Annotated in this window: 6 protein-coding genes; 2 read left to right on the top strand and 4 right to left on the bottom strand. The window is 61.6% G+C overall.

The features are described 5' to 3' along the window. Positions 1-15 precede the first annotated feature (15 nt). Positions 16-2,457 carry a glycogen/starch/alpha-glucan phosphorylase gene (locus ACW4DH_RS08840; protein WP_459636024.1) on the bottom strand — a complete coding sequence of 814 codons (2,442 nt, stop codon included), beginning with the start codon at positions 2,455-2,457 and terminating at the stop codon, positions 16-18. 317 nt (positions 2,458-2,774) lie between these two features. Here ACW4DH_RS08840 and ACW4DH_RS08845 point away from each other — a divergent pair, with 317 nt between their 5' ends. Both ACW4DH_RS08845 and ACW4DH_RS08850 read left to right on the top strand, forming a co-directional pair. Continuing rightward, positions 2,775-3,308, top strand: a complete 534-nt coding sequence (locus tag ACW4DH_RS08845) for a 2,4'-dihydroxyacetophenone dioxygenase family protein (protein ID WP_459636025.1) — start codon at positions 2,775-2,777, stop codon at positions 3,306-3,308. A 148-nt stretch (positions 3,309-3,456) separates the two neighbouring features. Further along, positions 3,457-3,804: a putative quinol monooxygenase gene (locus tag ACW4DH_RS08850; RefSeq protein ID WP_459636026.1), complete on the top strand. Its 348-nt coding sequence runs from the start codon at positions 3,457-3,459 to the stop codon at positions 3,802-3,804. A gap of 71 nt (positions 3,805-3,875) precedes the next feature. Here ACW4DH_RS08850 and glgB read toward each other — a convergent pair whose 3' ends face one another. Genes glgB through ACW4DH_RS08865 form a run of 3 tightly spaced genes read right to left on the bottom strand, consistent with a single transcriptional unit; the run spans position 3,876 to position 11,480 of the window. After that, on the bottom strand, positions 3,876-6,092 hold the full coding sequence (glgB, locus tag ACW4DH_RS08855; protein ID WP_459636027.1) for a 1,4-alpha-glucan branching protein GlgB: 2,217 nt from the start codon (positions 6,090-6,092) through the stop codon (positions 3,876-3,878). Continuing rightward, the gene (gene treS, locus ACW4DH_RS08860; protein ID WP_459636028.1) at positions 6,085-9,417 is read right to left on the bottom strand and encodes a maltose alpha-D-glucosyltransferase; all 3,333 of its coding nucleotides are present in this window, start codon (positions 9,415-9,417) and stop codon (positions 6,085-6,087) included. The genes glgB and treS overlap by 8 nt, the downstream gene beginning before the upstream one ends. A 35-nt stretch (positions 9,418-9,452) precedes the next feature. Continuing rightward, complete coding sequence (locus ACW4DH_RS08865) at positions 9,453-11,480, bottom strand: alpha-1,4-glucan--maltose-1-phosphate maltosyltransferase (RefSeq protein WP_459636331.1); 2,028 nt, start codon at positions 11,478-11,480, stop codon at positions 9,453-9,455. Between the last annotated feature and the right edge of the window lie 18 nt (positions 11,481-11,498).

The raw sequence follows: 11,498 nt of genomic DNA on the forward strand, positions 1-11,498 counted from the left end.
GGTCGCAGCCCGGGGCTACCGTGTTTTCCATATCTGTGCAGCATATTCCCGCACTGCACGGTCAGCCGAGAACCAGCCCATGTTGGCCGTGTTGAGAATTGACGAACGCCACCAATGATCCGGCTGGCGCCAGATATCGGCCACCTGGCGCTGCATCGCCCAGTAAGCCTCGAAATCGGCGCACACCATGAATCGGTCCGCATGGATCAAGCCATCCACCAGACCCGCATAGCGCCCGGGTTCGTCCGGCGAGAACACGCCGCTACGAATGGCATTCAAAGCTTCCGCCAAGCGGGGCGAGGCTGCAATCACGTCCTCGGCGTTGGTACCGCACTGGACAATACGCTGTTCGATCCCCTGCTCCGTGAGACCGAAGATGAACATATGCTCGGCACCGATGTGCTCACGCATCTCGATATTGGCGCCGTCCAGCGTACCGATCGTCAAGGCGCCGTTGAGAGCGAGCTTCATGTTGCCGGTGCCGGACGCCTCCATTCCCGCCGTGGAAATCTGTTCGGAAAGGTCCGCCCCGGGAATGATGCGTTCGGCGAGACTGACGTTGTAGTTGGGCAGAAAAACCACCTTGAGCAATCCGCGCACGGTCGGGTCATGGTTGACGATACGTGCGATGTCATGGGTCAGTCTGATGATCAGCTTGGCCTGACGGTAACTGGCCGCGGCCTTGCCGGCAAATATCTTGACCCGGGGGACCCAGTCCTTCGTCGGTTCGGCGCGGATGGCTTCGTAAGCGGCGACGATGGCCAGCAGATTGAGGAGTTGACGCTTGTATTCGTGAATGCGCTTGATGTGCACGTCGAAGAGCGCATGCGGATCGACGGCCAGCTCTACCTGCTGCTTGATGAATTCGCCGAGCGCCTGCTTGTTATGATGACGCTGAGCGATGAAGCGGTCTCGAAAAGCACTGTCGTCAGCATAGAGCGCCAGCTGCGACAGAGTCGTCTCCGGCCTGTCGAGAACCTCCTGCCCGAGGGTTTCGACCAGCAGACCCGTTAATCCGGGGTTGGCCTGCTGTAGCCAGCGCCGGAACGTGATGCCGTTGGTCTTATTGTTGATGCGTTCGGGATAGAGTCGATGAAAGTCGGCGAAGATCGTTTCCCGCATCAGTTCGGTATGCAGGGAGGAAACACCATTGACGCTATGCGAGCCCAGGAAGGCCAGATGTCCCATGCGCACACGCCGCCCGTTGCCCTCCTCGATCAACGATACCGCCGCCAGCATCTCGTCGCTCTCTCGGGCACGCAGGCCATCGAGGTGGCGCGCATTGATCAGGTAGATGATCTGCAAGTGGCGCGGCAGTATGCGTTCCAGGAGCGCGGCCGGCCAGGTTTCCAGCGCTTCGGTCATCAGCGTATGATTGGTATAGGCGAAAATATTGACCGTGATCTGCCAAGCGTCGTCCCAGCCGAGCCCTTGTTCGTCGATCAACAGGCGCATGAGCTCGGCGATCGCGATCGCCGGGTGGGTATCGTTGAGCTGGATGGCGATTTCGTCGGGCAGCTGATGCAAGTCGTCGTGGTGCTTGAAATGGCGACGCAGGATATCGTGCAGCGAGGCGGCGACGAAGAAATACTCCTGACATAGCCGCAACACCTGTCCCGCCTCGTTGTCATCGGCGGGATAGAGCACCTGTGAAAGCGCCTCGGCACGCGCCTCGTCGAGCACCGCACCGACATGGTCGCCGGCATTGAAGGCATGCAGGTTCAAGCCGGCCTTGGCCCGTGCCCGCCATAGCCGCAGCGTGGTGACATGCTGCCCGCGCCAACCGACGATGGGCATGTCGTAGGCCACCGCGCGGACCCGCTCCGCCGGCGCCCAGACATGCCGCATGCCGCTGGCATCCTCCTCCAGGGGTGTGACGCGGCCGCCGAAACCGACCTCGAACAACACATCCGGACGCTCGAACTCCCAAGGATTGCCGAAGTCCAGCCAGTTTTCCGGCTGCTCATTCTGCTGGCCATCGACTATCACCTGCCGAAACAGGCCATGCTCGTAGCGAATGCCGTAGCCATGAGCAGCGATGCCCAGCGTGGCCATACTCTCCAGATAGCAAGCCGCCAGCCGTCCCAGGCCCCCGTTGCCCAGAGCGGCATCGGGCTCGAGATGGCGAATGCGTTCGAGATCGACGCCCAGCTCATGCAGCGCGGTGCGAGCTACATCGAGCAGGCCGAGATTGCTGAGGCTATCGAACAGCAGCCGGCCGATCAGGAACTCCAGCGAGAAATAATAGACGCGCTTGCGGTCACGCCGGCGTGTCTCGCGCGCCTGAGTCACCCAACGGTCGACGATGCGATCGCGCACCGCCAGAGCCGTGGCGACCAGCCAGTCATGATCGTGGGCATAGGCTGGATCCTTTCCCACCGTATAGGTCATCTTGGCCAAGATCGCGGCACGCAAGGCGACAACTTCATTGGGCGAAACAAACGGTGACATCGTCATGACGGACCACCTCAGTGGCGTGAGAACACGCAGAGCGCAGGCAAGCAGCGCGAAACCAGTCGGCTCCAAAATGGACGGCATCTTCATTAGAGCAAGTCCCAGCAGAGCAAGCCGCGCCCACCTGCATCGGTAGTCACCCCCGGCGCGACTTTTACCCAGGCTGGGAGTTGTACCGTCCCGCAGGACAAGGCCAGCTGCCACATCGGCAACCGGTACACCTTTTGGGTGATTTTGCTCGCTGACAGGACTGCTATAGTCGAGCAAGCGTTGCTTCGCGCGAGGCGATGCCATAATCACAATATAGGAGGAGATCCACCATGCCTGAACGCGCCACGACGGAATTCTGGAAAGATCTCGCACCAATCGCCAACTGCTTCAAGCCCGACACCCTGCCCGAGGTGCATATCGCCAACGCCCCCACGGACGACGAGCGATTTTACGTCCCCTTCTCGGAAACGGTGTCCTCGCGCCCCCTGTGGATATCGCCTGCACAGAACCGCTGGTGCGACGTGCTGATGGCCAAGGGTGCCGGGTTGGTGAACCGTCACTATCACCCCAACGAGGTCTTCGCCTATACCATTTCCGGGAAATGGGGCTATCTGGAACACGACTGGACGGCGACAGCCGGCGACTTCGTCTACGAGACTCCCGGTGAAGGCCATACCTTGGTGGCTTATGAGCATGACGATCCCATGCGGGTCTTCTTCATCGTCAAGGGACCGTTGATCTGGCTGAACGAGCAGGGCGACACCGAGGGCTATTTCGATGTGCACGATTACATCGCTTTATGCCGTGCCCATTACGACAAGGTCGGCCTGGGAGCCGAGTACGTCGATACGTTGTTCCGCTGAGTGGCGCTTTGACTGTCCCCCAACCCTCAACTCGAGGTTAAGGCACGCCTGAGGAGGTAGGCGCTCCCAGCCCTGTCCGGCGGATTCCCCCTACCGTTGCCTGCCGGCTGAATGCTATTGTCGACGCTCCCATCTGACAGGAGGTCTCATGTCCCAGAAGATTTACTGTGTCGCCCACTTCAAACCCAAGCCAGGCAAGGAGGAAGCGGTATTCCAGGCACTGCAGGCCCTGGAACCCAATGCGCATCGCGAGGATGCCTGCCTGCAGTACACCGTGACCCGGCATATCGACAATCCCTATGCCCAAGGCACCAGTTACCCCATCGTGTTTCATGAGATATGGGCCAACCGCGCAGCGTTCGAGGCGCACTGTCAACGCCGCGAGATCCGCGAGTTTTTTGCCTCGCATCTCGAATCGCCCGATGGTGATATCGAGGATGCCAATGTCTGTGTATACACCGACGAGCCGCAGAACTTCGACGCGCCCCAGCTTTGATACCTGCCGCGACTGATGCAGCCTCGCATGGCTTCAGCGGAGCCGCCCGGCTCCGCTGAAGTTTGCATCGATCAGCGTGTCGGGCGTAACACGACAACGCCCAGCGGCGGCAAGGTCACCGCAAGACAGGCCGTCTGACCGTGAAGCGGCATGTCCTTCGCCGTGAGTTCGCCCATGTTGCCTACGTTCGATCCACCGTAGAGCTCTGCATCGCTATTGAATATCTCCTCCCAGCGACCCGCAGCGGGCACGCCCATGTGGTAATCGTAATGCGGGATTGGCGTCATGTTGGCCACCACCAGCAGGGGCTCGCCCGCGGCACTCCAACGCAACCAGGCGAAAACGCTGTTGGTGTTGTCATCACCCACCACCCAGGTGAAACCCGACGGCTCGCTGTCGCGTTCATGCAGCGCCGGCTGTTCCGCGTAGAGCCGGTTAATGTCACCGACCAACCGCTGCACACCGGCGTGGCGCGCTTCTCCAAGCAGCGTCCAGTCGAGCTCGCGGTCATGGCTCCATTCCCGCCACTGGCCGAACTCGCAGCCCATGAACAATAGCTTCTTGCCCGGCTGGGTCCACATGGTCGCAAGATAGGCCCGCAGGTTGGCGAATTTCTGCCACTCGTCGCCGGGCATCTTGCCGATCAGCGAGCCCTTGCCGTGCACCACCTCGTCGTGAGAGATGGGCAACACGAAATGCTCGGAGAAGGCATAGACCATGGGAAAGGTCATGTCGTGGTGGGCGTAGGAGCGATACAGCGGATCCTTGGCGATGTATTCCAATGTGTCGTGCATCCAGCCCATGTTCCACTTGTAGGCAAAGCCCAGCCCGCCCTCGGCGGTCGGCTGGGTGACGCCGGGCCAGGCGGTAGACTCCTCGGCAATCACCGAGGCGCCGGGCACCTCGTCGGCAACCACATCGTTCAGGTGTCGCAGGAAGTCGATTGCCTCGAGATTCTCGCGCCCGCCATACTGGTTGGGAATCCACTCCCCGGCGTTGCGCGAGTAGTCGCGATAGAGCATCGAGGCCACCGCGTCGACACGTAGCGCATCGACATGATAGTGACGCAGCCAATGCAGCGCCGAGGCTAGCATGAAGCCATGCACCTCGCGGCGCCCCAGGTTGTAGATGTAGGTTTCCCAGTCCTGATGGAAGCCCTCGAAGGGGTGCTCGTATTCGTACAGCGCCGTACCGTCGAAGCGCGCCAGGCCGTGCGGGTCGCTGGGAAAGTGCGCCGGGACCCAGTCGAGGATCACCCCTAGCCCGGCGGTATGGCAGGTATCGACGAAATAGGCGAAATCCTCGGGCTTGCCGAAGCGCCCGCTGGGGGCAAACTGGCCCAGCGGCTGATAACCCCAGGAACCGCCGAAGGGATGCTCCATGATCGGCAGCAACTCAACGTGGGTAAAGCCCATGTCGAGAACATAGGGAATCAAATGCTCGGCCAGGTCCCGCCAGCTGTAAAGCTCGCCGTCATCGCCGCCATGCTTGCGCCACGAGGCGGCATGCACTTCGTAGATGGAGATCGGTTTATCCGGCGATTGCTGCTCACCGCGCCGGGCGATCCATTCGGCGTCGTGCCAGGTAAACGGCGTGGTGTCCGCTACCACGGATGAGGTCTGAGGCGGCATCTCGGTGGCCAGCGCCACCGGATCGGCCTTGAGGCTCAGGGCACCATGCGCATCGAGAATCTCGTACTTGTAGGACTCGCCGGGGCCAATCCGCGGCACGAACAACTCCCAGACGCCCGCGGGATGGCGCAGACGCATCAGATGGCGTCGGCCGTCCCAGCCGTTGAAATTGCCGACCACCGAGACGCGCCGCGCGTTGGGTGCCCAGACGGCGAAGCGCACGCCGGGCACGTCCTCTATCGTCATGGGCTGAGCGCCCAGACAGTGCCCCAGATTGCGATGATTGCCCTCACCGATCAGGTAAAGGTCCATCTCGCCGAGCAGCAAGCCGAAGGCATACGGGTCCTCGGTCTCGTATTCGCCGCCGGGCCAACGGATACGCAGGCGATACGGCGCCACATGAGGCAGTTGAGCGGCGAACAGCCCCGGTATCTGGAGGGAAGTAAGACTACACCGCAACGCCCCGCTGTCGCGGTCCAGCACGTCCACTCCCAGTGCTCCGGGAAGATAGGCGCGCAACACATATCCCGTCTCGGTTTCGTGTACGCCGAGCAGCGAGAACGGATTACCGTGGGTACCGCGCGCCAAGGCTTCGGCATCGTCCACCGGAAGCCTCAGGGCACGATCCATAGCGGATTTGGCAGGCAATTCAGTCATGCGGACCCCTCATGGTCAGTTGGCCGGCAATCGTTACCAGACCGCGTAAAGGCACGCCCAACCAGGTCGGACGGTTGGCGGCCTCGTAAGCGATTTCATAAGCCGTCTTTTCCAGAATGAACAGTTCCAAGGCAGCGTCGACCCCGTCTTGTTCCCGCCAGCGATGCGGCAACGTATCCGCGCTCTTGCGATATGCCTCCAGGAAGGCACTGCGTCCCTTGAGCAGATACTGCTCGGCGACATCGTGTCCCGTGTGAACCACCGCCTCGTCGCCCTCGTCTTTCGGCATGACCTCATCGATCATCGCGCCAGCGTAGTCGAACGAGCGCAACATACCCGCGACGTCCCGCAACGGACTATCCTTGGCGCGCCGCTCCTCCAGCGGCCGGGCGGGCTCACCTTCGAAATCGATGATGTAGGCGTCGTCATGGGCGACCAGCACCTGACCCAAGTGAAGGTCCCCGTGAATACGCGTCAACAGACTACCTTCGGCCCGGCTGGCCAACGGCTCGATGGCTGCCAGCAAGGCATCGCGCTCAGCCAGCACCGAATCCGCCATCTGCTGCTCGGTCTCGCCGGCATTGCCCTTGTGACGGGCGAGCAGTTCCAGCGCCTCCTCGACTCGCTCACGGACCCGCTGTGCCCACATCGCCACATGCGCCTGATCGGCGATTTGCGGGGTGAACGCCGGATTCTCGCTTGGCAAGGCCAGCACCTGATGCAACTCGCCGAGGCGTTGTCCCAACGTGGCAGCAAAGGCCTCGAGCTGATCCAGTGCGCTGTAGCCCTCCTCTCGGGTCTGATCTTCGGCGGACGCTTCACGGACAGCGCGCACCAGGGCACTACGTGTCCACTGCCAGGCATCGCCCTGGTTATCGATGAAGCCCTGAATGATCATCAGCGTTTGTGGCGTGTCCTGCTCATCGTAGCGCGTGACTTCCCCGTACAGCGGCGCGACATGGGCAAAGCCGTGCTCACTCAGATAACGGCCGATCTCGGCTTCGGGATGCTGTCCCTCCTCGACTCGCCGGAACAGCTTGATGACCACCTGCTGGTCGATGATCACCGAGCTGTTGGACTGCTCGGCGGCTTGCTGGGCCACATCGGGCGTCTCCGGCAGCTCCAGCGTGTCCATGGCCACGGTCGGCAGGAAGCGTATTTCGCCGGCCGTACTGGGCAGCACGGTGGAGTTGCGCAGGGCCTTGATCACTGCCAGGGCGAAGCTGTCCAGCGTCAGCGCATCGGTCAGCAGCCCCACCTGGCGTCCGCGTCGGACCCGGGCCAGCGCCAACTGCTGCGCCAGGGCACGCGCCTTGTCATCCTCGCCCAGGAAGGCCAGCGGCAGTTGATAGCGCTCGATCCCCTGCGCATTGCGCACCTCGAATTCGCTGATCAGCAGCGTATTCTGGGTATCCTCGAGACGCGCCACATAAAGAATCTTGACCTGCTCGATACGCGACTGCTTGGCCGCGAACCAGCGACGCTTGGGCAGGTACGTCGGTAGCGCCTCGCGCTCCAGCAGATTGCGCGAGGGGGCATCGAGAATCTCCTCGAGGCGCCGCTTGACGATCAGCGTGACATACTCCGGCATCGGCTCCGGTGTCGGCACATGCCAGGACGGCATGGCGCTTTCCGGCGCCAGCAGGAACCAGTAGAAGCCGTAAGGCGGCAACGTCAGCAGATACGGCAATTGGCCAATAGGCGGGAAGGCGCTGCCGCCGACCATCTCCACCGGCACCTGGCCGGCGAAGGTCGACAGGTCGAGTTCCACCGCCTGGGCATTGCGCGCCACGTTGGCGACGCACAGCACGACCTCGGACTCGCCGTTATCGAGCACCATCTCGCGCAGGTACGCCAGGATATGCCGGTTGGCCGGATACAGCGGATGCATGGTACCGCGGCTGAAGGCACGGTGCTGGCTGCGCACCGCGAGCAGGCGCCGCATGCTATTGAGCAGCGAGTGTGGGTCGCGCGTCTGGGCCTCGACGTTGACCGAATGATAGCCGTAGAGCGGATCCATGATCGGCGGTAGCACCAGGCTCGCCGGGTCGGCCCGCGAAAAGCCGCCGTTGCGATCCACCGACCATTGCATGGGGGTACGTACGCCATCGCGGTCGCCGAGATAGATATTGTCGCCCATGCCGATCTCGTCGCCGTAGTACAGCACCGGCGTGCCCGGCATCGACAGCAACAGGCTATTGAGCAGTTCGATACGCCGACGATCACGCTCGAGCAGCGGCGCCAGTCGCCGCCGGATGCCTAAATTGATGCGTGCCCGCCGGTCGGCGGCATAGTGACTCCAGAGGTAGTCTCGCTCCTTGTCGGTGACCATTTCCAGCGTCAGCTCGTCATGGTTGCGCAGGAAGATCGCCCACTGACAGACCGCGGGAATTTCCGGCGTCTGGCGCAGGATGTCGGTAATCGGAAAGCGGTCCTCCTGGGCCAGCGCCATGTACATGCGCGGCATCAGTGGAAAGTGGAAGGCCATGTGACATTCGTCGCCTTCGCCGAAATAGGGACGCGTGTCTTCGGGCCACTGGTTGGCCTCCGCCAGCAGCATGCGATCAGGATAGTCCGCATCGAGTGCCGCCCGAATCTGCTTGAGCACATCATGCGTCTCGGGCAGGTTCTCGTTGTTGGTACCCTCGCGCTCGACCAGATAAGGAATCGCGTCCAGACGTAGACCGTCGACACCCATGTCCAGCCAGTACTCCATGACCTTGAGGACTTCCTTGAGTACCTGAGGATTGTCGAAATTGAGATCCGGCTGGTGGGAGTAGAAACGGTGCCAGAAATAGGCGTTGGCCACCGGATCCCAGGTCCAGTTGGACGACTCGGTATCCAGAAAGATGATCCGTGTGCCCGGGTACTTCTGGTCGCTGTCCGACCATACGTAGAAATCGCGCTCGGGTGAGCCCGGCGGCGCATGGCGGGCACGCTGGAACCATTCATGCTGGTCGGATGTGTGGTTGATGACCAGCTCGGTGATCACGCGCAACCCACGCTTGTGGGCTTCGCTGATGAAGCGCTGGGCATCGTCGAGCGTGCCGTAATCGGGGCTGACATTGGTGTACTCGGCGATATCGTAGCCATCGTCGCGGCGCGGCGAAGGATAAAAGGGCAATATCCACAGCGTGTTCACCCCGAGACTGACGATATAGTCGAGCTTGTCGATCAAGCCGTTGAAATCCCCGATACCGTCGTCGTTCGCGTCGAAGAACGACTTGACGTGTACCTGGTAGATCACGGCGTCCTTGTACCACAATGGATCGTCGAGAAAATCGATAGCCTCGACGGCATGAGATTCGCTACTGGCATCCATCATCGGGCGTCCCTCCCTGTCGTGATTAGCATGAGCAATTAGCGCACCGGTTTAATGCGCCAGATGGCGAAAGGAAGATGCCACGGTTCGAGCCTCGTCCATTGCCACTTGCCATGCCATGTCCAGCGGTGTCCCGACATCAAGTCCTCACCATGCAATGCGGCGTCATCGGGTAGCCCGAACTCCCAGAGCGGAAGCTCGAAGTTGCCTTCCTGCGCCTCGAAGGGGTCGAGGTTGATCATCACCAGCACGAAACTGTCCAGATCCGCGGTACGCTTGCCGAAGAACAGCATGCGCTCGTTGTGTACGGGATAGAGCGCCATGCCCAAGTGGGTATGCAGCGCGGTATTCTCGCGACGGATGCGGTTGAGCTGGGCAATCTCGTAGATGATATTGCCGGGCGCACCGTAATCGCGCGGCCTGATCTCGTACTTCTCCGAGTCGAGATACTCCTCCTTGCCGGGAATCGGTTCGCCCTCGCACAGCTCGAACCCCGAATACATGCCCCACAGTCCCGAGCCCATCGTGGCTAGCGCGGCACGGATCAGGAATCCGGGGCGCCCCGAGGACTGCAGGAAATAGGGATTGATATCCGGAGTGTTGACGAAGAAGTTGGGCCGGAAGCCTTCGCGCAGCGGCGACGAGTTCAACTCGGTGAAATATTCGCTCAACTCGGCCTTGGAGTGGCGCCAGGTGAAATAGGTATAGCCCTGCGTGAACCCCAGCTTGCCCAGACGCAACATCATCGCCGGTCGGGTAAAGGCTTCGGCGAGAAAGATCACCTCCGGATCGCGCCCGCGGATATCGGCGATCAACCATTCCCAGAACGGCAGCGGCTTGGTGTGGGGATTGTCGACGCGAAAGATTTTCACGCCCTCGTCCACCCAGCCCTGCACCACATCGCGCAACGCCAGCCACAGCGATGGAATCGCATCTTCGGCATAGAAATCGACGTTGACGATGTCCTGATATTTCTTGGGCGGATTTTCCGCATAGCGCAGCGAACCATCCGGCCGCCACGAGAACCAGCCGGGATGCTCCTTGAGCCAGGGGTGATCCGGCGAGCATTGGATGGCGAAATCCAGCGCGATCTCCAGCCCGTGATCGGCGGCGGCGCGCACCAGATTGCGGAAGTCCTCGCGCGAGCCCAACTCGGGATGGATAGCCTCGTGCCCGCCCTCTTCGCTACCGATGGCATACGGGCTGCCCGGGTCGTCCGGCCCCGGCTCCAGCGTATTGTTGCGCCCCTTGCGGTGCGCCCGACCGATGGGATGAATCGGAGGAAAATAAAGGACGTCGAAGCCCATGTCACGGATCATCGGCAGACGTTTTTGCACGTCATCGAAGGTACCGTGGCGTTGCGGATCATCCGTTTCCGAACGCGGAAACAGTTCATACCAGCTGGCGAAGCGAGCCATTAGCCGCTCGACGTCGAGCGGATAGACGGCATCACTACGGGTCAGGTGCGGCCGGGCATCGGCCTCATGCATCAGCATGAGCGTACGATTATCCAGCAGTAACGCGACACGTTCGGCATCACTGGCACACGCCTGGAAGCGTTCATGAACCGCTTCCAAGGCCTCGCTCACCTCACCCTCGGTACGCTCGGCGGCTTCAAGCACCAGGCGACGGCCCTCTTCCAGCTCAAGCTCGACGGATACGCCGGCGTGATGCTTCTTGAACAGCTCGTCGCGATAGGTGCCATAGACATCCCACCAGGCCTCGATCATGAAAGTGTGCCGGCCTACGCGTTGCGGCGTGAAACTGGCCTCCCAGAGATCCTTGCCCAGCGGCCGTACCAAATGCATCGGCATACGGTGACAGGTGCCTTGGTCGTCGCACCAACTCACGGCAGCCGCGAGGACGTCATGACCATCGGCAAAGATTACCGCCGTCACCTCCACCGGCTCACCGACGGTTGCCTTGGCGGCGAAACGCCCATGATCAAGAGCCGGATACACCGACTCGATGGCGATACGTGGGGCTTGGGCGGCGACCAGCACATGACTCGGATCCTGCTCGTGGGTCGGAGTCGCGCCCGGCGTCGGACGCGCTGGAGAACTCATAGTCACTGGCGGCTCCTT

The organism is Halomonas sp. WWR20, assembly GCF_054602495.1.

Bases quoted from the DNA above. Each gene is read 5' to 3' on its own strand.
- ACW4DH_RS08840 (WP_459636024.1), bottom strand. From the start codon at position 2,457: ATGACGATGTCACCGTTTGTTTCGCCCAATGAAGTTGTCGCCTTGCGT.
- ACW4DH_RS08845 (WP_459636025.1), top strand. From the start codon at position 2,775: ATGCCTGAACGCGCCACGACGGAATTCTGGAAAGATCTCGCACCAATC.
- ACW4DH_RS08850 (WP_459636026.1), top strand. From the start codon at position 3,457: ATGTCCCAGAAGATTTACTGTGTCGCCCACTTCAAACCCAAGCCAGGC.
- glgB (WP_459636027.1), bottom strand. From the start codon at position 6,092: ATGACTGAATTGCCTGCCAAATCCGCTATGGATCGTGCCCTGAGGCTT.
- treS (WP_459636028.1), bottom strand. From the start codon at position 9,417: ATGATGGATGCCAGTAGCGAATCTCATGCCGTCGAGGCTATCGATTTT.
- ACW4DH_RS08865 (WP_459636331.1), bottom strand. From the start codon at position 11,480: ATGAGTTCTCCAGCGCGTCCGACGCCGGGCGCGACTCCGACCCACGAG.